Origin of the sequence: Hartmannibacter diazotrophicus, from assembly GCF_900231165.1 — a bacterium.
GTDB lineage: Bacteria > Pseudomonadota > Alphaproteobacteria > Rhizobiales > Pleomorphomonadaceae > Hartmannibacter > Hartmannibacter diazotrophicus.
Genome location: NZ_LT960614.1, coordinates 147,892 through 171,660 on the forward strand (window position 1 = coordinate 147,892; position 23,769 = coordinate 171,660).

General features: G+C 63.5%; 18 protein-coding genes. 9 read left to right on the forward strand and 9 right to left on the reverse strand.

Annotated features, from left to right (window positions below):
* Nucleotides 1-17: 17 nt before the first annotated feature.
* Nucleotides 18-665, forward strand: coding sequence for a thiol:disulfide interchange protein TlpA (gene tlpA / locus HDIA_RS00655; RefSeq protein ID WP_099553435.1), 648 nt, complete (start codon nt 18-20; stop codon nt 663-665).
* A gap of 13 nt (nt 666-678) precedes the next feature.
* On the opposite strand, the gene hutH is transcribed toward tlpA, so the two are convergent.
* The 4 genes from hutH to hutF all read right to left on the reverse strand — a co-directional run bounded on the left by hutH (nt 679) and on the right by hutF (nt 5,984).
* Nucleotides 679-2,211, reverse strand: coding sequence for a histidine ammonia-lyase (hutH, locus tag HDIA_RS00660; protein ID WP_099553437.1), 1,533 nt, complete (start codon nt 2,209-2,211; stop codon nt 679-681).
* 334 nt (nt 2,212-2,545) lie between these two features.
* Complete coding sequence (gene hutG / locus HDIA_RS00665) at nt 2,546-3,355, reverse strand: N-formylglutamate deformylase (RefSeq protein WP_099553439.1); 810 nt, start codon at nt 3,353-3,355, stop codon at nt 2,546-2,548.
* A gap of 38 nt (nt 3,356-3,393) precedes the next feature.
* Entirely contained in the window at nt 3,394-4,602 is a 1,209-nt protein-coding gene (gene hutI, locus HDIA_RS00670) for an imidazolonepropionase (RefSeq protein ID WP_099553441.1), read from the reverse strand.
* A 5-nt stretch (nt 4,603-4,607) separates the two neighbouring features.
* Nucleotides 4,608-5,984: a formimidoylglutamate deiminase gene (gene hutF, locus HDIA_RS00675; protein ID WP_099553443.1), complete on the reverse strand. Its 1,377-nt coding sequence runs from the start codon at nt 5,982-5,984 to the stop codon at nt 4,608-4,610.
* Nucleotides 5,985-6,058: 74 nt separating this feature from the next.
* Here hutF and hutC point away from each other — a divergent pair, with 74 nt between their 5' ends.
* The 7 genes from hutC to HDIA_RS00710 all read left to right on the forward strand — a co-directional run bounded on the left by hutC (nt 6,059) and on the right by HDIA_RS00710 (nt 16,389).
* Complete coding sequence (gene hutC / locus HDIA_RS00680) at nt 6,059-6,826, forward strand: histidine utilization transcriptional repressor HutC (RefSeq protein ID WP_099553444.1); 768 nt, start codon at nt 6,059-6,061, stop codon at nt 6,824-6,826.
* 335 nt (nt 6,827-7,161) lie between these two features.
* The gene (gene hutU, locus HDIA_RS00685) at nt 7,162-8,832 is read left to right on the forward strand and encodes a urocanate hydratase (protein WP_099553446.1); all 1,671 of its coding nucleotides are present in this window, start codon (nt 7,162-7,164) and stop codon (nt 8,830-8,832) included.
* Nucleotides 8,833-9,048: 216 nt separating this feature from the next.
* Nucleotides 9,049-10,344, forward strand: coding sequence for a peptide antibiotic transporter SbmA (gene sbmA / locus HDIA_RS00690; protein ID WP_099553448.1), 1,296 nt, complete (start codon nt 9,049-9,051; stop codon nt 10,342-10,344).
* Nucleotides 10,345-10,473: 129 nt separating this feature from the next.
* Nucleotides 10,474-12,414, forward strand: coding sequence for an extracellular solute-binding protein (locus HDIA_RS00695; protein WP_245884087.1), 1,941 nt, complete (start codon nt 10,474-10,476; stop codon nt 12,412-12,414).
* A gap of 85 nt (nt 12,415-12,499) precedes the next feature.
* Nucleotides 12,500-13,612 carry a microcin C ABC transporter permease YejB gene (locus HDIA_RS00700; protein ID WP_099553450.1) on the forward strand — a complete coding sequence of 371 codons (1,113 nt, stop codon included), beginning with the start codon at nt 12,500-12,502 and terminating at the stop codon, nt 13,610-13,612.
* Between the two features lie 2 nt (nt 13,613-13,614).
* Nucleotides 13,615-14,751 (forward strand): ABC transporter permease, encoded by a 1,137-nt coding sequence (locus tag HDIA_RS00705; protein ID WP_099553452.1) that lies wholly within the window; start codon nt 13,615-13,617, stop codon nt 14,749-14,751.
* 9 nt (nt 14,752-14,760) lie between these two features.
* The gene (locus HDIA_RS00710) at nt 14,761-16,389 is read left to right on the forward strand and encodes an ABC transporter ATP-binding protein (protein ID WP_099553453.1); all 1,629 of its coding nucleotides are present in this window, start codon (nt 14,761-14,763) and stop codon (nt 16,387-16,389) included.
* A gap of 398 nt (nt 16,390-16,787) precedes the next feature.
* On the opposite strand, the gene HDIA_RS00715 is transcribed toward HDIA_RS00710, so the two are convergent.
* Together HDIA_RS00715 and HDIA_RS00720 are read right to left on the reverse strand one after the other, a co-directional pair.
* On the reverse strand, nt 16,788-17,402 hold the full coding sequence (locus tag HDIA_RS00715; RefSeq protein WP_157775109.1) for a GNAT family N-acetyltransferase: 615 nt from the start codon (nt 17,400-17,402) through the stop codon (nt 16,788-16,790).
* On the reverse strand, nt 17,395-18,378 hold the full coding sequence (locus HDIA_RS00720; RefSeq protein WP_099553457.1) for a homocysteine S-methyltransferase family protein: 984 nt from the start codon (nt 18,376-18,378) through the stop codon (nt 17,395-17,397). The genes HDIA_RS00715 and HDIA_RS00720 overlap by 8 nt, the downstream gene beginning before the upstream one ends.
* 187 nt (nt 18,379-18,565) lie before the next feature.
* Between HDIA_RS00720 and HDIA_RS00725 the strand changes: the two genes are divergently transcribed.
* Nucleotides 18,566-19,174, forward strand: a complete 609-nt coding sequence (locus HDIA_RS00725) for a TetR/AcrR family transcriptional regulator (protein ID WP_099553458.1) — start codon at nt 18,566-18,568, stop codon at nt 19,172-19,174.
* Nucleotides 19,175-19,259: 85 nt separating this feature from the next.
* On the opposite strand, the gene HDIA_RS00730 is transcribed toward HDIA_RS00725, so the two are convergent.
* The 3 genes from HDIA_RS00730 to gmd all read right to left on the reverse strand — a co-directional run bounded on the left by HDIA_RS00730 (nt 19,260) and on the right by gmd (nt 23,450).
* A complete protein-coding gene (locus tag HDIA_RS00730; protein WP_157775112.1) occupies nt 19,260-21,206 on the reverse strand; it encodes a GSCFA domain-containing protein in 1,947 nt (648 codons plus the stop codon).
* Nucleotides 21,207-21,480: 274 nt separating this feature from the next.
* Complete coding sequence (locus tag HDIA_RS00735) at nt 21,481-22,479, reverse strand: NAD-dependent epimerase/dehydratase family protein (RefSeq protein WP_099553462.1); 999 nt, start codon at nt 22,477-22,479, stop codon at nt 21,481-21,483.
* Complete coding sequence (gene gmd / locus HDIA_RS00740; protein WP_099553464.1) at nt 22,476-23,450, reverse strand: GDP-mannose 4,6-dehydratase; 975 nt, start codon at nt 23,448-23,450, stop codon at nt 22,476-22,478. Before gmd ends, HDIA_RS00735 begins: the two co-directional genes overlap by 4 nt.
* Nucleotides 23,451-23,769: the final 319 nt, after the last annotated feature.

Sequence of the window (23,769 nt, forward strand, 5' to 3'; positions counted from 1 at the left end):
CCGGAAGGTCGGATTAGATGACGGAAAAGGCAGGGCGCGGCCGCGCCGTCTTATGGGTCGGGCTGGCGGCGTTTGCCGGCCTTCTCGCCGGTGTCGGCGCGGTATACGTGAGCGAGAGGGGCGCTGGCAACGGGGATACGGCCGATTGCGGCGACGTTTCGACATTTGCCGCCACGCTGAGGCCCCATGCCAGGGGCGAGGTTGCCGCCTTCATCCCCGCCGAGCGCGCCATCTCGCTGAAGGCGCTCGCCTTCGAAACGCCGGAGGGCGAGAAGAAGACCATCGCCGATTTTGCCGGCAACACGCTCTTTCTCAATCTCTGGGCCACCTGGTGCGCACCCTGCCGCGCCGAGATGCCGGCGATTGACCGTCTTTCGACCAAGGCCCCGGATGGCGTGAAGATCGCGGCGGTCAACATCGACACCGGCGCCTATTCCAAGGCCGAGGATTTTCTTGCGGAGATCGGCGTTGCCAATCTCGACAAATATCTCGATCCGAAGATGAAGATCTTCAACGACCTGAAGGCGGAGGGGCTGGCCGTCGGCCTGCCGACGACGCTCCTGATCAGCCGCAAGGGCTGCGCCCTCGGCGTCATGAACGGCCCGGCCGAGTGGGATTCGCCCGATGCCCTCACGCTGATCGAGGCTGCCGCCAAGGAAAGCTGAGGCCGCTCCCGCCTCAGTCTGCGACGCCGGGCAGGGCCGCGCCACTCGCCTCCGCAAGCCGGCCAGCGGCGACGAGCGCCAGCGCGGCCTCCATGTCCGGATGCATGTGCCGGTCGTCCTCCAGATGCGGCACGACCTCGCGGATGAGGCTGCGCGCGCTTTCAAGCGCCGGGCTGCTCGCAAGCGGTGCGTGGAAATCGCAACCCTGCGCGGCCGCGAGCGCCTCGATCGCGATCACGACGCGGCCGTTCGCCGCCATCTCCTGCAGCCGTCGCGCGCCGTGGGCCGCCATCGAGACGTGGTCTTCCTGGTTGGCCGAGGTCGGGATGGAATCGACGCTGGCCGGGAAGGCGCGCGTCTTGTTTTCCGAAACGAGGGCGGCCGCAGTCACTTGCGGGATCATGAAGCCGGAGTTGAGCCCGGGCTTCGGCGTCAGGAAGGCGGGCAGGCCCGAGAGCGCCGGGTCGACCAGCATGGCGATGCGCCGCTCCGACAGCGATCCGATCTCGCAGATCGCCATGGCGATCATGTCGGCGGCAAAGGCCACCGGCTCTGCGTGGAAGTTGCCGCCCGACAGCGCCTCGCCTTCCTCGGCGAAGATCAGGGGATTGTCGGAAACGCCGTTTGCCTCGGTTTCGAGCGTCGAGGCGGCCTGACGCAGGACGTCGAGCACCGCGCCCATCACCTGCGGCTGGCAGCGCAGGCAATATGGGTCCTGCACCCGCTCGTCGCCGACAAGATGCGAGGCGCGGATGGCGCTGCCCGACATCAGGCCGCGCAGGGCGTCGGCAACGTCGGCCTGACCCTTGTGCCGGCGGATCTTGTGAATGCGCGGATCGAACGGGGCGTCCGAGCCGCGTGCGGCGTCGGTCGAGAGCGCACCCGTCACCAGCGCCTCGCGGAAGAGCGCTTCGGCCTCGAAAAGGCCGGCAAGCGCATAGGCGGTCGAAAACTGCGTGCCATTGAGGAGAGCCAATCCTTCCTTCGGGCCGAGGACGGCCGGAGACAGGCCCGCTGCGGCGAGTGCGTCCGCCGCCGGGCGTCGCCCGTCGGGCGTTTCCGCCTCGCCGACGCCGATCATCACTGCGGCAAGATGCGACAGCGGCGCAAGGTCGCCCGAGGCGCCGACGGAGCCCTTGCACGGGATCACCGGAACGACGTCGCGCGCCAGCATGCCGGCGAGAAGGTCCAGCGTCTCCGGCCGGATGCCCGAGAAGCCCTGGGCGAGGCTCGCAAGCTTCAGCGCCATCATCAGCCGCGTAACGGAGCGGGGCATCGCCTCGCCGGTGCCGGCCGCATGCGAGAGCACGATGTTGCGCTGGAGAAGTTCCAGATCGTCGGCGGCGATGCGCACGCTGGCAAGCTTTCCAAAGCCGGTGTTGACGCCATAGACCGGCTCGCCCTTGCCGACGATGTCGGCGACCGCCTTCGCCCCGCGCTCCACATTCGGCCGCCAGCCATCGGCGAGAACGGGGTCGCCGCCGCGATAGATGGCGCACCAGTCCTTCAGCGGAACGTTGCCGGGATTGAGCGAAACGGTGGTCATGACAGTCTCCGATCGGGTCGGGAGCGCCAGCGATCGGCGCATTTATTGTATAGACAATTGATTGGAGCGCGCGCCGTTGTCAACGGGCTCGGTCGGCAATTCTCGCATTCCCGGCGCAGCCTGCATTCACGTTCATCGTTCGTCTTGGTCATCGGCCCGATGTTGGCGCCTTCTGCCCCTCCATCGTCATCGCCGGGCCTGACCCGGCGACCCACTCGCCTCTCGGCTGGCAAATCGGCCTAACCGGAAGCGTGATCGAATTCAGCAACCGCATCTAGAATGCTGCGAAGCCGTTGGGTTGCCGGCTCAAGGCCGGCAATGACGACCGAAAGGCTCAAGTCTGGCCCGTCGCCCAGTCCCGGAGCCCCGTCAGCAGCCGGACCAGCACCGCGCGCATCGGCGCAGCGCGCGCCTCGTCGTATGGCGCCGGTTCCAGCCCGTCGATCTCGTCCATATAGCCGCGGCAGGCAAGCTCCATCTGGATCGCGTGCACGCCCGCCTCGGGCGCGCCGCAGCGGCGCGTGATCCAGCCGCCCTTGAAGCGCCCGTTGCTCACCTGCGAAAAGGTGCTCTCGCCGCAGATCGTCTCCGTCAGCGTCTGAACGGCCGGATCGCAGGCCGCGCCGCTGTTGGTGCCGATGTTGAAATTCGGCAGTTCGCCCTCGAAGAGCCTCGGGATCACCGAGCGGATCGAATGGCAGTCGTAGAGGACGATCTTTTTGTTGAGCCGGCGAAGCCTTGCGATTTCCTCGTCCAGCGCCTGATGATAGGGCGCGTGGTAGATCGCCAGACGGTCGGCGATGTCCTGCGCCGTCGGCTCCGCGCCGTCCTCGTAGAGCGGCCGCCCGTCAAAGGTCGTCGTCGGGCAGAGCCCGGTCGTCGCCTGCCCGGGATAGAGCGACTGGCCTGAGGAATCACGGTTGACGTCGATGACCGAGCGCGAGATCGACGTGCGCACCACGGTTGCGCCGAGATCGACCGCGAAATCGTAGAGCCTCTCGATCCACCAGTCGGTGTCGTAGAGCGCAAGGTCGCGCGAGACATAGCGGTCGGCGAGAATGCCGGGGATCTCGGTTCCGGTATGCGGAATGCTGACGAGAAGCGGCGCCGTGCCCCGCCGGATGGTCAGCCAGTCGTCGATCATGATGCCTGCCTCGTGGAGAAGAAGATGGGCGCAGCCGTTCAGGCGGGCTTGCCGCCATGGACGCGGGCGTGCAGCGGATTGAAGCCGATGCGGTAGACGAGTTCGGCGGCGCGCTCGACGTCCCAGATCGCAAGGTCGCAGCGTTTGCCGGCCTCCAGCGTTCCGGTCTCGTCCTGCAGCCCGAGGGCCCGCGCCGCCTCGCGCGTGACGCCGGCGATGATCTCGTCGACCGTCAGGCGGAACAGCGTCGCGCTCATGTTCATGGTGAGAAGCAGCGAGGTCAGCGGCGAGGTGCCGGGGTTGCAGTCGGTCGCGATCGCCATCTTCACACCCTGCGCGCGGAAGGCGGCAACCGGCGGCGCCTGCGTTTCGCGAATGGTGTAATAGGCGCCCGGCAGCAGCACCGCGACCGTGCCCGCCTTCGCCATCGCCGCCGCACCCGCCTCGTCGGTATATTCGAGATGGTCAGCGGACAGCGCCCCGAAGCGGGCCGCGAGCGCTGCGCCATGAAGATTGGACAACTGGTCGGCGTGAAGCTTGACCGGCAGGCCGAGAGCCTTCGCCTTTTCGAAGACGCGGGCCGTCTCCACGCCATCAAAGGCGATGCCTTCCATGAAGGCGTCCACCGCATCGGCAAGCCCTTCAGCGGCGATCTTCGGCAGGATCTCGTCGACCACAAGGTCGAGATACCCGGCGCGGTCGTCCTTGTAGTCCGGCGGCAACGCATGGGCGGCAAGGCAGGAGGTCCTGACCGTCACGGCGCGCTCCTTGCCAAGCCGGCGCGCGGCCCGCAGCATCTTGGCCTCGCTCTCAAGGTCGAGGCCGTAGCCGGATTTCACCTCGATGGTGGTGACGCCTTCGGACAGCAGCGTGTCGAGCCGCTTCAGGGCCGAGGCGACAAGATCGTCCTCGCTCGCCCCGCGTGTCGCCTTCACCGTCGAAACGATGCCGCCGCCCGCCCGCGCGACTTCCTCATAGGATGCGCCGGCAAGCCGAAGCTCGAATTCGTGCGCGCGGTTGCCGCCGTGGACGATATGGGTGTGGCAGTCGATGAGGCCCGGCGTGACCAGCCGGCCTTCAAGGTCGATCGTCTTGCAGTCGGAGCCGACAGCCGAAGTTTCGCTCGCCGGCCCAACCCAGGCGATGCGCCCGTTCTCGGCAAGAAGAGCCCCGTCCTCGATGAGGCCGATACCGCCGAGGGCCGGGTTCAGCGTCGCGATCTTGCCGTTGGTCCAGAGCGTCTTCATCAAGCTTATCCTTGGAGTCTCAGGATCGCGGCCCTGAAGGCCGCGTCAATCGCCTCGTCATCCGCATGGCGACCGTCGCGGATACGCCAGTGGCCCTCAGCCATCACGTCGCGCACGGCCCTGTCGCCGAGCGAGAAGATCCAGCGGTCGAGGATGGCATCGTCCTTCGCGGCGGTGATGAAGGCATGGGAGCCGTCGAGGACAACCAGCGAGGCCGGTGCCCCGGCCTGGAGGCCGTGCGAGGCCCAGCCCGCAGCCTGTGCGCCGCCCTTGAGCGCCGTGTCGAAGAGGTGCCGGCCATTGGAGCGGTTCGGCCCGCCGGCAAGCCGGACACGCTTCTGGTCGCGCAGGCGCTGGCTGTATTCCAGCGTGCGCAACTCCTCCGACGGGCTGGTCGAGACATGGCTGTCCGTGCCGACGCCGAAGCGGCCGCCGAGCCTCAGGAATGCCTCGCCGGAAAAGATGCCGTCGCCGAGGCTCGATTCGGTGGTCGGGCAAAGGCCGACGACCGCGCCGCTCGCGGCCATCTTCCTGAGTTCGCCGTCCGTGTGATGGGTGGCGTGGATGAGGCACCAGCGCTCGTCCACCGGCATCTCATCCATCAGCCAGTCGATTGGCCGGCGGCCGGACCAGGCAAGGCAGTCGTCGACTTCCTTCTGCTGTTCGGCGACATGGATGTGGATCGGCCCGTCGCCGGCGGCGGCAAGGACCGCGTTCATCTCGTCGGGCGTTGCCGCGCGCAGCGAATGGATCGAGGTGCCGAAATGGGCGCCGGACTTGCTGGCAAGATCGCGGGAGGCGTCTATCAGCTTGAGGAAGCCGTCAACGTCATTGAGAAAGCGGCGTTGGCCCGGATTGGGCGCGGCGCCGCCGAAATTGCCATGGGCATAGAAGACGGGGATGAGCGTCAGGCCGATGCCGCTCGTCTCTTTGGCGGCAAGGATACGCGCGGCAAGCTCCGCGCGGTCGGCATAGGGCGTGCCGTCGCGGTCGTTGTGCACGTAGTGGAATTCGCAGACCGCGCCGAAGCCCGACTTCAGCATCTCCACATAGAGCTTGGCCGCGACCGCCTCCACATCCTCGGGGCTGAGGAGGCCGACCGTGCGGTACATTTCCTCGCGCCAGGTCCAGAATGTGTCCTCGCCGGGACCCGAGACCTCCGCAAGCCCCGCCATGGCCCGCTGGAAGGCGTGCGAATGAAGATCGACCATCGCCGGGATCACCGGGCCGTTCGCGATCTCGTCGCCGGCCGCCACGGGCACGTCGGTCTCGACGGACGCGATCAACCCGTCAGCGCCGAAGCCGAAGCGGACATTCTCGCGCCAGCCTTCGGGCAGAAGGGCGCGGGCGGCGTGCAGGGTGCGGCTCGTTGCTATGGACATGAAGGCCTGTCTCTGGCAATGTTGTATAGTCAAGTTGACGCATTCCGCGCCGACATGCAAGAGGCTTCGTGACGATGGATCCCCGACTGCTGTCCGGGCAAAATGAGGCGCCGGAAAGAGCCGCCGCCGCGCCGGAACCGATCTATCTCGGCCTCAAGCGCTCCATCCGGGCGCGGATCGAGAAGGGCGAATGGGCGCCGGGCGCGCGCGTGCCGTCCGAGAACGAACTGGTCGCGGACTTCGGCGTCTCGCGCATGACCGCCAACCGGGCGCTCAAGGAACTTGCGGCGGACGGATTGATCGTCCGGGTGAAGGGCGCGGGCTCCTTCGTCGCCGATCGCAAGGGTCACTCCGCGCTCTTCGAGGTGCGCAACATCGCCTCCGAGATCGCCGCCCGCGGCCACGATCATCGCGCCGATGTGGTCTCGCTCGCCGAGGTGCCGGCAACGCCGGACATCGCCGATCGCATGGAGTTGGACATCGGCGCGCCCGTGTTCCACTCGCTGCTGGTTCACTTCGAGAACGATGTCCCGGTCCAGATCGAGGATCGCCATGTCGTCCCCGCCTCCGCTCCCGATTATCTCGAGCAGGATTTCTCCAGTGTGACGCCCAATGCTTACCTGTCAGAAGTCGCGCCCCTGAGCCGCGCCGAACATATCGTCGAGGCGGTGCTGCCGCAGCCCTGGGAAAGCCGGCTGCTCGCCGTTGCCCGCTCCGAGCCCTGCCTTCTCGTCCACAGGCGCACCTTCGCCGGCCCGCGCATCGTCTCCGTCGCAAGGCTTCTCTATCCGGGGAGCCGGTATCGGCTGGAGGGGCATTTTTCCGGTGGGTCGGGGGGGTAAGGGGGGGGCACTCTTTCGCGCCCCTCTCCGTCGTCATTCCCGCGCAGGCGGGAACCCATTGGCAGCCCGACGAACAGAAGAGCTGGAAGACGGAGCGGAGCCCCGTTCAACCATTGCCGCCTTCCCCTGCCGCACTATGATTGGGTTCCCGCCTGCGCGGGAATGACGATGGAGAGGACGGTGCGAGGGTGGCCGACGCGCAGTGCCGACCGTGGCGGCGAACCTTGCCGCGCTTCCATCGCTGCGGCCTGAAAGACTCGGAATCAACCCATTGCCTTCACCGTCGAGATCCCGTATTAAGGCAAAAGTTGTATAGCCAACTTATCGAGGCCGCCATGCTCAGCAACAGCCGCTATCGCGATATCGAAATCCGGGCCCCGCGCGGGACGACGCTCAATGCCAAAAGCTGGCTGACCGAAGCGCCGCTGCGCATGCTGATGAACAACCTCGATCCGGACGTTGCCGAGAACCCGAAGGAACTCGTCGTCTACGGCGGCATCGGTCGTGCGGCGCGAGACTGGAACGCCTTCGACCGCATCACCGAGACGCTGAAGCGCCTCGAGGGCGACGAGACGCTTCTCGTCCAGTCCGGCAAGCCCGTCGGCGTTTTCCGCACTCACGGTGATGCGCCGCGCGTCCTGATCGCCAATTCCAACCTCGTGCCGCACTGGGCCACCTGGGAGCACTTCAACCACCTCGACAAGCTCGGCCTTGCCATGTACGGCCAGATGACCGCCGGTTCGTGGATCTACATCGGCAGCCAGGGCATCGTTCAGGGCACCTACGAGACCTTCGTCGAGGCGGGGCGCCAGCATTATGGCGGCAATCTTGCCGGCAAGTGGGTCCTCACCGCCGGTCTCGGCGGCATGGGCGGCGCCCAGCCGCTTGCCGCCTCCATGGCCGGTGCCGCCAGCCTCAACATCGAATGCCAGCAGAGCCGCATCGATTTCCGCTTGCGCACCCGCTACGTCGACGTCCAGGCGCGCGATCTCGACGAGGCGCTGGCGATGATCGACGCGGCAGTGAAGGCCGGCAAGGCGACCTCCATCGCGCTGCTCGGCAATGCGGCCGAAATCCTGCCAGAATTGGTCAGGCGCGGCGTCAGGCCGGACATGGTCACCGACCAGACCTCGGCCCACGATCCGCTCAACGGCTATCTGCCCGAAGGCTGGACCTGGGACGAGTACAAGGCCCGCGCCGTCTCCGATCCGGCCGGAACCGTCAAGGCGGCCAAGACCTCGATGGCGAAACATGTGACCGCGATGCTCGCCTTCCACGCGGCAGGCATCCCGACCTTCGACTATGGCAACAACATCCGCCAGATGGCCAAGGAGGAGGGCGTCGCCAACGCCTTCGATTTCCCGGGCTTCGTGCCGGCCTATATCCGCCCGCTCTTCTGCCGCGGTGTCGGGCCCTTTCGCTGGGCGGCCCTCTCCGGCAATCCGGACGATATCGCCAAGACCGACGCCAAGGTGAAGGAACTGATCCCCGACGATCCCCATCTCCATCGCTGGCTCGACATGGCTTCAAGCCGCATTTCCTTCCAGGGGCTCCCGGCGCGCATCTGCTGGGTCGGCCTCGGTGACAGGCATCGCCTGGGCCTTGCCTTCAATGAAATGGTCGCGCGCGGCGAGCTGGAGGCTCCGGTCGTCATCGGCCGCGATCATCTGGACAGTGGCTCGGTCGCCTCGCCCAACCGCGAGACCGAGGCGATGCGCGACGGCTCGGACGCAGTGTCCGACTGGCCGCTGCTCAATGCCCTCCTCAACTGCGCCTCGGGCGCGACCTGGGTCTCGCTCCATCACGGTGGCGGCGTCGGCATGGGCTTTTCGCAGCATTCCGGCATGGTCATCTGCTGCGACGGGACGCCCGAGGCATCAACCCGCATCGCCCGCGTGCTCTGGAACGATCCGGCCACAGGCGTCATGCGCCATGCCGACGCGGGCTACGACATCGCCGTCGACTGGGCGAAGAAGCAGGGGCTCGACCTGCCGTCGATCGGTTGATCTGCCGATAGTCGTGCAATGATCTTTCGCCCGCTCACAGGCCGCTGACGAGGCTGTGAGCGGCCGGCCCAACTTGGCGCATTGTGGCCGCAATCCGATTTCCCTATAGGTGAATGTCGGAATGCACGCGGATCCGCGCCTTGGCGGCTTCGGCGGCTTGGCTGCCGTGAGGCCGGTTTGACGTGACCGGTCCCCGCACAATCATGGGATGACGCCTTGTTTCATTGCTTCTTTCCGCGCCCGAAGCTGTTCTTTTCCTCTTTCGCTCTCTTCTCGCTCCTGTGCGTGATCGTCTGGTTCACGCTGGGCGAATCGCTGGCGCACTACCTGAGCTTCGGTGGGGTCTTCGGCTACGGGTTCCCGGCCGATTTCGCCGTCGACGCCGATGACGCCGCGAAAGCGGCCCATGCGGCGGCGACCCAGAGCGCGGTCAATTTCTTCTTCTACGAATATATCGCCGTCTGCATTTCGGCCTTCTGCATTTTCTGGATGACCTACGCGCCGCACAAATGGTCGCGCTGGTCGGTGCTCGGCTCGGTCCTGATCGTCTTCGTCATCTGGTTCCAGGTCCAGGTCGACGTGATGATCAACGCGTGGTTCGGCACCTTCTACGATCTCGTCCAGAAGGCGCTGTCGGCGCCGAACTCCATTCAGCCTGCCGATTTCTGGTGGGGCATCTGGACCTTCTTCTCCATCGCCTCGATCGCCGTCACGGTGGCGGTCATCAATCTCTTCTTCGTCAGCCACTATGTCTTCCGCTGGCGCACGGCGATGACGGAATATTACACCGAGCACTGGCCGCGCCTGCGCCACATCGAGGGTGCCTCGCAGCGCGTGCAGGAAGACACCATGCGCTTTGCCTCCACGGTCGAGGGGCTCGGTACGCGTATCATCGACACGGTGATGACGCTGATCGCCTTCCTGCCGATCCTCTGGGTGCTGTCCAAGCATGTGACGGAACTGCCGCTGATCGGCGAGGTGCCGGACAGCCTCGTCTTCGTGGCGATCGTCTGGGCTGCCGTCGGCACGGCGCTTCTGGCGGTGGCCGGCATGAAGCTGCCTGGGCTGGAATTCCGCAACCAGCGCGTCGAGGCGGCCTACCGCAAGGAACTGGTTCTGGGCGAGGATCACAAGGAGCGGGCCCAGCCGCCGACCCTGCATGGCCTCTTCGACAACGTCCGGCACAATTATTTCCGGCTCTACTTCAACTATCTCTATTTCAACGTCGTCCGTTACGCCTACCTGCAGACGGATGCGATCTTCGCCTATGTCATCCTCGGCCCGACGATCATTTCCGGCACGATCACCCTCGGTGTCCTGCAGCAGATCAGCCGCGCCTTCGGCCGCGTGACGAATTCCTTCCAGTTCCTCGTCAACTCCTGGACGACGATCGTCGAACTGATTTCGATCTACAAGCGCCTCAAGGCCTTCGAGGCGGCGATGCTCGACAAGCCGCTGGATGACATCGAGGCGGAAGCGGGCGGTAGTCTGATCCCGGCCCAGGCCGAGTGAAGCGTCCGAGCCGGGCCTTTGCCATCCGGCACGGACGTGTCTGCCTCAAGGACCCCGGTTTGACTTGACATCGTCCGTCTTCGGTTTTCGGATCGAAGAAATGAACTCGGAAAGTCGAAAGGCGCGCATATGGCCGGCGAAACGTCGCAAGGAAAGTCACTGGAAGCCCTCCTCTCGGGACGACTGAGCGACGGCGGGATCGCCTGCGATCGGCGCGGCTTCCTGCGCGGGGCGGCCGTTCTGGCCGGCGCGGCGGGATTCGGCATCCTGCCGGCAAAGCCCGTCCAGGCCGGCGAGGGGCGCGGGCATGGCCTCTCCTTCTTCGGCGACCTCAAGTACCCGGCCGGTTTTGCGCGCTTCGACTATGTGAACCCGGACGCGCCCAAGGGCGGCGAGGTGGCGACGCAGGTCGCAAGCTGGGCCTATAACCAGAACCCGTCCACCTTCAACACGCTCAATTCCTATGTGCTGCAGGGCGACGGCGCCTATGGCATGTCGCTGACCTTCGCCAGCCTGATGGGTGGCACCCTCGACACCATCGACAATCTCTACGGCTTCGTTGCCGAGGAGGTCGAGGTGTCCGGCGACGGGCGCACCTATCGCTTCTTCCTCAACAAGGCGGCAACGTTCCACGACGGCTCGCCGCTGACCGCCGCGGACGTGATCTTCTCCATCGAGACGCTGAAGACGGACGGACATCCTTCGATCGCGCTGCAATTGCAGCACGTCGAGGAAGCGGTGGCCGAGGACGACCGCACCCTGCGCATCGTCTATGCCGAGGGAACGCCTGGCAGCATCCCGCTCACCGTGGCCGGCGGCGTGCCGATCTTCTCTGCCGCCTGGTGGAAGGGGCGCGACTTCAAGGCGACCTTGTCGGAGCCGCCGCTCGGCTCCGGCCCCTACAAGGTCAAGGATTTCACCTTCGGCCGCACGATCCGCTTCGAGCGCGTCAAGGACTACTGGGCCGTCAACCACCCGACGATGATCGGCTCGACCAACTTCGACATCGTGCGCTACGAGTTCTTCCGCGACCGCAACACCGCCTTCGAGGCGCTGAAGAAGGGCACCACCACCTTCCGCGAGGACCACTCCTCGAAATCCTGGGCGACGGCCTATGATTTCCCTGCCTTCAAGAATGGCGAGGTCGTGCGCGACATCGTGCCTGACGGCTCGCCGTCCGGCGCGCAGGGCTGGTTCATGAACATGCGCCGGCCGAAGTTCCAGAATCCACTGGTGCGTCAGGCGCTGGCGATGGCCTTCGATTTCGAATGGGCCAACGCCAACCTGATGTACGATACTTACAAGCGGACGACGTCCTTCTTTGAAAATTCGGACATGAAGGCGACCGGCGAGCCCTCGCCCGAAGAACTCGCCCTGCTGGAGCCGCTGAAGGCCGAGATCCCGCCAGAGGCCTTCGGGCCGGCGATCCTGCCGCCCGTCACGGACGGGTCCGGGCGCGATCGCAAGGTGCTGCGCGCGGTGCAGGACCTCCTGAAAAAGGCCGGCTGCACGCGTGAGGGCGACCGTTGGCTCTTGCCCGGCGGCGAGCCGCTGACCTTCGAAATCCTCGACGACGACAATGTCTTCGAGCCGATCGTAGGCAGCTACTTCAGCACGCTGAAGCTCATCGGCATTCCCGCGAACTTCCGTCTGGTCGATGCCGCGCAGGCAAATGCCCGCGTGCGTGACTTCGAGTTCGACATGACGCCGTTCCGTTCCTCGATGCCGGTCTACCCGGACAATTATTTCAAGCTGATCTTCGGCTCGGAGGCGGCCGATCAGCAAGGCTCGCGCAATCTTGCCGGCATCCGCAACAAGGGCGTCGATTCACTGATCGGGACGATCATCGCGGCAAAGACCCGGCCCGACTTCGTCAACGCCTGCCGCGCGCTCGACCGGGTCCTGCGCGCCATCTATCCCTGGGTGCCGCACTGGTACAGCGGCACGCACAAGCTCGCCTACTGGGATGTCTACGAGCATCCCGAAACGCTGCCGCCGTATGGCGTCGGACTGCTCGACATCTGGTGGCTGAACAAGGACAAGGCGCAGAAGCTCGGCAAGGGGATTTGAGCACTCTGCCACAAGCGCTGCTCACCATTCGTTAACCATATTCGGATGACGTAGCCACCAGACACCTGACGCGAACCGGGACAGCATGGGCGCCTATATCCTTCGCCGCATCCTCCTGATGATCCCGACCATTTTCGGCATCATGGCGCTGACCTTTGCCGTGGTGCAATTCGCGCCGGGCGGGCCGGTCGAGCAGGTGATCGCCAAGCTGCAGGGCCAGAATACCGACGCGCTGAGCCGCATCTCCGGCGGGGGAGGCGGCGACCAGGCCTCCTTCGACCAGGCCGGCGGCGCGGGCGGCGAGGCGGTCAATTCCAAGTATCGCGGCGCGCAGGGGCTGGACCCGCGCTTCATCGCGGAGTTGGAAAAGCAGTTCGGCTTCGACAAGCCGCCGCTCGAACGCTTCTTCCTGATGCTGAAGAACTATCTGGTCTTCGATTTCGGCCACAGCTATTTCCGCGACATCTCGGTGATCGACCTCATCAAGGAAAAGCTGCCGGTCTCGATTTCGCTCGGCGTGTGGCTGACCCTGATTTCCTATGCGATCTCCATCCCGCTCGGCATTGCCAAGGCGGTGCGCGACGGCTCGCGCTTCGATGTCTGGACCTCCGCCGTGATCGCGGTCGGTTACGCGATCCCGAGCTTCCTTTTCGCCGTTCTGCTGATCGTGCTCTTCGCCGGTGGGTCCTTCTTCGACTGGTTTCCGCTGCGGGGCCTTGTCTCCGACAACTGGTCGAGCCTCTCCTGGCCGGATCGCATCGTCGACTATTTCTGGCACCTTGCCCTGCCGATGACGGCCATGGTGCTCTCGGCCTTTGCCACCAACACGCTGCTGACGAAGAATTCCTTCCTCGACGAGATCAACAAGCAATATGTGATGACGGCGCGGATGAAGGGCCTGTCCGAGCACAAGGTGCTCTACGGTCATGTCTTCCGCAACGCGATGATGCTGGTGATCTCGGCCTTTCCCGGCGCCTTCATCTCGTCTTTCTTCACCGGCTCGCTGCTGATCGAGACCATCTTCTCGCTCGACGGTCTGGGCCTGCTCGGCTTTGAATCCGTCGTCAACCGCGACTATCCGGTCGTCTTCGCAACGCTCTACATCTTCTCGCTGATGGGCCTTGTCATCGGCCTGCTCTCCGATCTCACCTACACCTGGATCGATCCGCGCATCGACTTCGAGAGCCGGGAGCTTTGAGGATGGCGAGCGCGGACCTTGCAGCACCGGTGGCGGAAAAGACTTCCCGCCTTTCGCCGCTCAATCAGCGCCGCTGGGCCAATTTCAAGGCCAACCGGCGCGGCTACGTCTCGCTCTGGCTCTTCGGCGTTCTTTTCATTCTCTCGCTCTTCGCCGAGGTCCTGTGCAACGACCGCCCGATCCTGGTCATGTACAAGGGCGAACTGCTGGCTCCGATCCTCGTCGACTATCCGGAGGAAACATTCGGCGGCTTCCTGGCGGTCACGGACTTCCGCGACCCCTATAACCAGGAGGAGATCGAGGCCAACGGCTGGATGCTCTGGCCGCCGATCCGCTATTCCTACAACACCATCAACCGCGACATGCCGCTGCCGGCGCCCTCGCCGCCGACCTGGACGCTGGACGAGGAAACCCGCTGCCAGCGCTATCCGGACGGTGCGGGCGACCGCAACTGCGTGATCGGCAACTGGAACTGGCTCGGCACCGACGATCAGGGTCGCGACGTCGTCGCGCGCGTCGTCTACGGCTTCCGCGTCTCCGTGCTCTTCGGCTTCCTGCTAACGATCTTCTCCTCGATCGTCGGCGTCGCGGCCGGTGCGGTGCAGGGCTATTTCGGCGGCTGGACGGACCTGGTTTTCCAGCGCCTCATCGAGATCTGGACCTCGCTGCCCGAACTCTACATCCTGCTTATCATCGCCTCGATCTTCGTGCCGAGCTTCTGGCTCCTGCTCGGCATCCTGCTGCTCTTCTCCTGGACGCGGCTCGTCGGCGTGGTGCGGGCGGAATTCCTGCGTGCCCGCAATTTCGAATATGTCCGCGCCGCCCGCGCCCTCGGCGTCGGCAATTTCACCATCATGCGCCGCCACGTGCTGCCGAACGCCATGGTCGCGACGCTGACCTTCATGCCCTTCATCCTCAACGGCTCGGTGACGACGCTGACCTCGCTCGATTTCCTCGGCTTCGGCCTGCCGCCGGGCTCCGCCTCGCTGGGCGAACTGCTGCTTCAGGGCAAGAACAATCTTCAGGCGCCCTGGCTCGGTATCTCCGGTTTCGTGGTGATTGCGGTGATGCTCTCCCTTCTCATCTTCGTCGGCGAGGCGGTGCGTGACGCCTTCGACCCGCGCAAGACATTCCGCTAGAGGCCCCCGTTGAGCGACCCGCTTCTCATCGTTGAGGATCTCTCCGTCCACTTCACGCGCGGCGACGCACCGGCGACGGTTGCGGTCGATGGCGTGTCCTTCACGCTGGAAAAGGGCCGCACGCTGGCGATTGTCGGGGAGTCGGGCTCGGGCAAGTCCGTGACGGCGCTCTCCGTCGTCCGTCTGCTGGCGGATTCGGCGAACCACCCCTCAGGCCGCATCCGCTTCAAGGGCAGGGACATCCTCACCGCCTCCAGCGACGAGATGCGACGCGTCCGCGGTAACGAGATCACCATGGTCTTCCAGGAGCCGATGACCTCGCTCAATCCGGTTCATACCATCGAGCGGCAGATCGGCGAGATCCTGATGCTCCACCGGGGCATGGGCAAGGTCGACGCGCGCCGGCGCACGCTGGAACTCCTGACCGAGGTCGGCATCCGCGATGCCGAGGAGCGGCTGTCGAGCTATCCGCATCAGCTCTCCGGCGGCCAGCGCCAGCGCGTGATGATCGCCATGGCGCTCGCCAACGAGCCCGACCTCTTGATCGCCGACGAGCCGACGACGGCGCTTGATGTGACGGTACAGGCCCAGATTCTGAAGCTCCTCAAGGATATCCAGGCCCGCATGGGCATGGCGATCCTGTTCATCACCCACGACCTCGGCATCGTGGAGCATTTCTCCGACGACGTCGCGGTGATGACCGGCGGCAAGATCGTCGAGGCCGGCAAGACGAAGGCCGTCTTCGCCGATCCCAGGCACGAGTATACGAGGAAGCTGCTGGCCGCCGCGCCGAAGGGCGAGCCGCCGCCGCTCGATACCTCGGCCGAGACGGTGATGGAGACGAGCGACCTCAAGGTCTGGTTCCCGATCCGGCGCGGCTTCATGCGCAAGACCGTCGGTTATGTGAAGGCGGTCGATGGCGTTTCCGCCACGCTCCGGGCCGGCCAGACGCTCGGCATCATCGGCGAATCCGGCTCGGGCAAGACGACGCTTGGGCTCGCGATGCTCCGGCTGATCTCATCTGAAGGCCGAATTGTCTATATGGGCAAGGAGATCTCAGGCTTCAGGGCCGGCGACATGCGCCCGTTGCGCCGTCACCTGCAGATCGTCTTTCAGGACCCCTACGGTGCCCTGAGCCCGCGGCTGTCGATCGCCGACATTATCGCGGAAGGCCTCGAAATCCACGCCCGGCATCTTTCGAAATCCGATCGCGAGGCGCGTGTTGTCCAGGCCTTGCTGGAAGTCGGGCTCGACCCGGAAAGCCGTCACCGCTACCCGCACGAATTTTCGGGCGGGCAGCGCCAGCGCATCGCCATTGCCCGCGCCATGGTGCTGGAACCGAAGGTGCTGATGCTGGACGAGCCGACCTCGGCCCTCGACATGAGCGTGCAGGCGCAGGTCGTCGATCTCCTGCGCGACCTGCAGAAGAAGCACGGCCTTGCCTACATGTTCGTCAGCCACGACCTGCGCGTCGTCAGGGCGTTGGCCGGCGAGGTGATCGTCATGCGCGCTGGCAAGGTGGTCGAGGCGGGCCCGGCGCGCGACATCTTCGACGCCCCGACGACGGACTACACCCGCGCGCTCATGAAGGCTGCCTTGCGGCTTGAGGCCGACACGAGCGGCGCTGTCTCTCAGTAGGTCGCCCGCTGCCGGAGTTTCGTCAGAAATCCGCCTCGAGCGCGACCCCCACCATCACGGCCACGATCCCGACAGCCGAGACGAAGCGTGCAAGAAGGCGCAGGAGACGTTGCTGGTCGTTTGTCATTGTCATTCTTCCCTTTCGCCGGCCACCGGTCCCTGAGGTTCCGCCTCAAGGAGGGGGCAGACCTGCAGGCGAAATCCGTATGGCGTCTTCCGCGCTGCCCCGTCATCATCTCTCCAATGGCGAAGAGCCGCAAGATGGCTGCCATCGGGTTGCTTTATACGTGTGAGATGGTGTCTCCAAAGGGCGAATGGAATACGCCGCCCGGGTTGCGGACGGCGTATTCTTCGGTTCCGGACTGCAATTTGTCTTGCCGCCGGCACATTCGAGCGGTTCAGGCCAGCCGCTGACCGGTTCGGCCGGCCAGCGAACGCTTCACCATCAGCACCCAGCGGCTTCCGGGACAGCTCCAGCCCTCGGGGCTGACCAGCGGGCGCTCGGCAATGGCATGATAGCCGTGCCGCTCGTAGAGGCGCATGGCGCCCCTGTTGCCGTCGGAGACGATGATGCTCATGTCCTGTCCGCCAGCCAGAGTGTCCGCATGCGCCAGAAGCCGCGCACCAAGACCGCGGCCGCGGAAATCCGCATAGGTCGCGAGCACGTTCACGTAGAAGGAGCCGGGAACGAGGTTCTCAAGCTCCTGCAGCGGAACGAAGACGGGCGGCATCCCGGTCGTATCGACCGGTTCGGCGGCCTCCGGAACGGGGTAAGAGAGGAGCAGGGCTGCGATCCGCCCGCCGGATTCGGTGACCGTGGCATTGGTCCACGAGAAGGAACCTTCGTCCCTCATCGCTCTCGTGCGGCCAACCTCCCACGGATCAACGCCCGACTCCGCCATGTCGCGCCAGAAGACATACGGCATGCCCTCGCCCGCGATATTGATGAGCCGGGCCATGTCCGCTGCGTCGGCCTTGGTCGCCGGACGCATGACCTGCGACGCGTCAAGCATGGCGCGCCTCCGCCGGCCGGCCGCGCGGCTCCCCGATGCAGGCAAAGCCGATCGCTTCGACATGCCGGTGATCCGTGCCGCAGCATCCGCCGAAGACCGAAAGACCGGGCAGCCGTTCGAGGAGATCGCCATATTGGCCGCCAAGCTCCCGCGGGTCGCCTTCGTCAAGCGTTTCGGAGTTGTCGAGTTCGGCATGGCTCATGCGCGAGGCATTGGCCCGGATGCCGCGGATGCGCTCCAGCCACGGCGCATCGCTGGCCAGAACGTCCTGGAAATGCGTCGGATGGGCGCAGTTGATCATGTAGTAGGCCGGCGCTTCGCCGGTCTCGCCGTCGGCCTGGAGGATGGCCTCCTTCAGGGGCTGGCCGGAGGGCAGCCGTCCATCCGTTTCCAGCGTGAAGGAGATGGCACATGGCAGGCCCGCGACCTTCGCCGCGCGCGCGACACCGATGGCCTCCTCCACATAGGTCGCCGTCAGCAGCGCCACCATGTCGGCGCCCGCGTCCGCGAAGATGCCGATCTGCCAAGCGTGATAGTCCTCCGCCTCGGCAGCCGACATGGCCGTGCCGACCTGATAGCCGTCGCCGCGCGGACCGAGATTGCCGCTGATCACATAGGGGGTTTGCGGCGTCTCGAACTCCGCGCGGATCTCGCGGCCAAGCTCGATGCATTCCCGGTTGATCGCTTCGAGCGCCACGGGATTGTAGCCGATCCTCGCTCCCCAGCCGGGCTGGGCCCGCCATGTCGGCGTTTCGATGATCAGCCCGACGCCGAAATCCTGCGCGAGGCGCGCGTAGCGGCGATAGTAGTCCTTGAGATGAGCCCGTCCCTCGGCGGTCCGCATCAGGTCGAAGGCGGCAAAATGCGGCAGGTCGAATCCGTCGTGAAAGACGAGAGTCGTTTCAAGGCCGCCGTCGGTCAGAAATTGTTGGCCGCTCAATTGCGGCAGATGATGTCGATAGGGTGCAAATGTCATGGGTTCCATCCTTTAATTGGATGAAAATGGTATAGATCGAAGGCTCATCTGGCCGATAGACGCCTCATGGTACAGGCCATAGGTCGATTTTGCGGTTTGAAATTCAGGTAGTTAGGATGCGCGGCCGGGAGGTCGCCAGGAGAGAGCCGGCAAAACCGTACTCATGGTGCAGTAAGGGGATGATGCGATGCGCAAGGGAGAGACGACGCGCGAAAAGCTGATGGACGTCGCGGAGGCCTCGATCCTTGAAAAAGGCTTCGGGGCGACCTCGATCGACGAACTGATCGCCGAGACGGGGCTGTCGAAGAGCGGCTTCTTCTATCATTTCGCCGACAAGAACGCCCTCGCTCTGGCCCTGCTCGATCGCTACGTGGAGCGGGAGGACGCTCTTCTGGACGACCTTTTCGCTCGGGCAAGGGAACTGAGCGACGACCCGTTGCACGCCTTCCTCATCGGATTGAAGCTCCTGGCCGAACTCATGGAGGACCTGCCGAACGGCCACCCGGGCTGTCTGGTGGCGACCTATTGCTACAACGAGCGGCTCTTCGACAGGGATGTCCGCGATCGGTACACCGCCGCCGTGCTGGCCTGGCGCGCGCGGTTTCGCGCCATGCTGGACGAGATTGCCGAACGCTACGAGCCGCGCGAACCTGTCGACCTCGATATTCTCGCCGACATGGTCAACAACACGGTCGAAGGCGGCATCGTGATGTCCAAGGCTCTTCGCGACACCACCGTGCTCACGGGCCAGATCATGTTGATGCGGTCCTATGTGAAGCTGCTGTTTCAGGCCTGAATGGGCCCCGCTCGGCTCATAGCTCGTTACGATCACGACGAGGGCAACCGCCCTTGCCTCAACGACACTTCATTGATGGCTCATATCAACGTTGGTCCAGAAGCTCCTCGTCACAAAGGATCGTCGCGCCTTGCCTCAATTCTGCGGAGTTTGCGCTCTCGTTCACGACCATATCCAGGGGCTTCGATGCGTTCCGGCCGAGATAGTGAGCGGCAAACACTCGCATGACATGGGCAACGCCCTCCGGCGTCACCGAACGAAGATCTTGCTCGAAGTATGTGCCTCTTGCATGGGGTCCGGTTATGATTTCGTAGGATGGGAAATAATCGACGAAATCATAGTTGGAGCAAACGTCATTTGCAGCCGCTCGAAGCGAAGACTTGCTATATACTGTCGATGTCAGCACATGCGAATCTTCATAGGTTGCTACGAGGGGTACGGGAGAGACGGTGAAGAGAATCCGTATGTTCGGGTTCAATGCTTTGAGTCTTCTAACGACCGAATGTAGATCGGTGCTGATTTGATCGGTGCTGAAGTTGACGAAATGATAACCGCTGCCGTTGGCCTTGGTTGCGATGGTTCCCGGCGCGACAGGCAACATTGAGCCATCCGCCGAGGACATCCAGCCTTCGGTGAGACCAAGTGTGAAGACGAAAAGATCGCATTCCTCAAACATATCCCGCACGCAGGCCAAGTGTCTTTCCCGGTCTTTGGCGACATCGTCTTCGGTCAAGTAGCCATCGGGCTCAATCTGTGGTCGGAAAGGGTCGATGAAACGACCATCACGCCTCATCCATGCTCGATCAACCGGCTTGAATCGCCCATACGCGCGATCAATGAGTTGCAGGAGTTGTCTTGCCGTATAGATATTTCCGTACCGAGCGCTGAACAGCCCAAAATGCCTGCGGTTGGCTTCGGCTCGATCGAGGGTGATTGGAGCGGTCTCGGTCACCAGAAAGTTGTAATTTTCGTCGACGAGCCTCTTGGCGATGTGCTGGGCAAAGCAACTTCCGGACGTGGCAATCTGATCTTGCCGGGCAATCGAAAACTTCGGATGGACAACTGGATCGACTTCATCGTATCGGCAGCGTTCGACGCCTTTGCGCCAGAATGAACTGGCCGGCAACCTTAAATACGGGTTTGCGGGAGCGTCCGAAGTTGGACGAATGTCTTCGATACCGATGTAATTCTCTCGCTTATGCCTGAATCGATGGATGTCGACCTTCGCTGGGTCGAGGCTGGAATAAGACTCCAAGGAAGCCTCAATGAATTCAGGCAAGTTCAGGAAGCGGACGACCTTCCCGATTCCATCTGAAGGTGCCGGCAACTTGTATGCATAGCTACCTTTAACGCCGAGGCGATAGCCAATCTCCGGGTAAAGGGGCCAGGACGCATTCTCCGCGAGGTTGTCGTAGAGGAAGTCTTCAGGCTGGTCGCAGTCGATCCGAACGCCATTTGATCTCAGGATCTCGGATGCGATGGATGACAGGACATAAATCTTGGGATGGTTGATCGAATGAAAGAATATGCCGTGCTTTTTCCATGCGGGTAGCAAGGTATCGAGATTGATATTGCATGGACCGCTGTCTTCGCGCAGGCGTTCTATGGATTGATCGTAGTAGTCGTAAAACCCCAGACGCTCAAAGACGGAGTGATTGAAGAGGGCTTCGATTTTCTTTGCTGAGAATCCATTAATCCATCCGTATAAAATGATGCTTGAATTGTAGTCACTCATGGGAGACTGGATAAATCGTCCTTCCGTCTCCGCATATGTGATGTCCGGGTGAAATCCGGGGAAGTAAAGCGTCGGTATCTGTCTCACTTTATGGCGAAGTTTATTGAAGAATAGGTCTCTGCGACTTATTAATCTCTCAAAGAACTCCGTTTGAACTAGAATTAGGTCACAGCTATCGATACTTTTGAGACTGTTCAGGCCGAGCTGGGCTGGAAAAGCCTGAACTTCTCCTGACATAGCTTCAAAGCACTGGGCATAGCCATGCACCTGACAGTTGCCGACGATACCAATGCGCATATTCCTGCTTTTGCGGCAGCGGCGGTCAAGCCTAGCTGAGAGCGATAGACTGATAGATTGCATAATGGAAATCATATCGACCCCTAAGGAAGAAAAGCAATCATAGATCAAAAATCTGATATTTTTGACTCTAAAGTTGTATTGACGGCAAGGCGAGGATGTCGACTCTTCCGGTTGGAAGAATGCCGATTGTGTTAGAGCTTTGGAGGGAAACGAAAAATCTGCGAGAGGAGCAGGCCGCCGATAAATCGGCTGCCCCTGCCCAGGGCGCCTGTCAGATCGACGACGGGCCGACCTGCCTGCGCTGCCAGTCGAGCAGTTCGGCCAGTATCTGGTCGATCGGCCGTCGCGGTGCCCAGTCAATCAAAGATTTGATGCGGGAAATGTCCGCCGCCGCTTCAGGAATGTCGGAGGGGCGCATGCGCGCCGGATCCTGCTCGACGGAGATCGGGATGGACGCAAGGGCCAGCAGCCGGTCAAGCATCGCCCGGACCGGCCAGGTCGTGCCGGAAGCCACGTTGACGATCGTCTGCGGCTGCAAAGTGGGAGCGGCCGTCAGCAATTGGACATAGGCGTCGACAACGTCGTCCACGTGGAGAAAATCACGCTTCGCCTCCAGATTTCCGACCTTCACCACAGGAGGGGTCAGGCCCGCTTCCGCACGTGCGACCTGATTGGCGAAAGAGGGAAGGACGAAGCGGTCGTCCTGTCCGGCCCCCGAGTGATTGAACGCCCGGGCGATGACAATCGTCGCCGATGGGGGCAGGAGGTCGAAAAAGACGCGCTCGGCCGCGAGCTTGGTGAGCGCGTAGGTGTTCATTGGAGCGGCCGGGCTGGTCTCGCGGGCCGGGCCGCTCGTGAAGCTGTGCCCATAGACCTCGCCTGTCGAACTGAAGAGCAAGGTGCAGGCGGGGGAATGCGAGGCGAGGGCGCGCGCGAGATTGAAACTGCCGAGGAGGTTGACCGTCCATGTCGCCTCGGCGCTTCCCCCGAGCGCTTTGCCGACCGACGCCTGCGCCGCCAGATGCACCACGGTCGACGGCCTGCAGGATGCGACAAGGTCGAGAATGGATGCCGGGTCCGCAAGGTCGGCCGGGATCATCTCCCAGCCGTCCAGAGCGGGCTCGTCAGCGGATCGGGTCAGCACCTTGAGGTCGTGGTCCGGATAGAGTCTGGCGAGCCTGGGCGCGAGACGTCTGCCGACGAAGCCCGTGCCGCCGGTCAGCAAAACGCATTTCCGATCCTGCCCGGCCATTCCCGACGAACCTGTCATTTGCGCAATCGATCGAGATCCGCATCGACCATTTCGCAGATCATCTCTTCGAGACTGACTTCCGGCGTCCACCCCAGTTTGGTGGCTGCCTTTGTCGCATCGCCGAGCAGCACATCGACTTCGGCCGGGCGATAGAAGGCGGGATCGATTACGAGGTGATCGTCCAGGGTGAGGCCGAGATGGTCGAAGGCAATCTTGCACATGTCCCGCACCGAGGTGGTGCGCCCTGTCGCCACGACATAGTCGTCAGGCTGATCCTGCTGCAGCATCAGCCACATGGCCCTGACATAGTCGCGCGCGTGACCCCAGTCCCGCGTCGCATCGATGTTGCCGAGCCTCAGTTCCTTCGCCAGTCCCAGCTTGATGCGCGCCGCGCCGTCGGTGACCTTGCGGGTGACGAACTCCAGGCCGCGCAGCGGGCTTTCATGATTGAACAGAATGCCCGACGAGGCGTGCATCCCGAAGCTCTCGCGATAGTTCACCGTCGACCAGTGACCGTAGAGTTTGGCGACCGCGTAAGGCGACCTCGGGTAGAAGGGCGTCTTCTCGCTCTGTTTTTCGTGTTGGATCTTGCCGAACATTTCCGAGGAGGACGCCTGGTAGAAGCGGCTCCCGGGGGACGCAATGCGAATGGCCTCAAGCACGTTCACCACGCCAAGTCCGGTCACGTTGCCCGTCAGGATCGGCTGGTTCCACGAGGTGGCGACAAAGGACTGCGCGGCGAGATTATAGACCTCGTCGGGCTTGGCGGCCGTTACGATTCGAATGAGCCCGGAAAGGTCGAGCAGATTGCCGTCGACGAGTTCGACGTCCTTTTCGATGCCCAGCCAGCGCATGCGGTGGTCGTGGATGCCCCCATGTGAGGAACGGCGGACGACACCGACGACCTTGTACCCCTTTTCAAGCAGCAGAGCCGACAAATAGGCGCCATCCTGACCTGTTATTCCGGTTACCAACGCGGTCTTGCTCATATGCTGGTGGCCCTTTCGTCAGATGCCGGTTTGGGGAGGAGCGGAGTGTTTCCAAGAGAATTCAAGGGCGGAAACCCAGTCAATCTGCCTGGAAACATTTGATCGACAATCGCCTTGAGGTCTCGTGATGAAGAAAGCCGGCAGGACATTTTGATAGAATGGAGTTCCTTGTAGTCCGCTCCCGCCCGTACGATCAAGTCACTGAGATTCAATCGATGTGGGTATTTTGGCATTGAGCGTGCTTGCCAGTTGGGTTACTTCGGGTGACGGGGGCGGATACGGTGACGTTAACGGACTTTCCTGCCGGCGATTTGCGGCC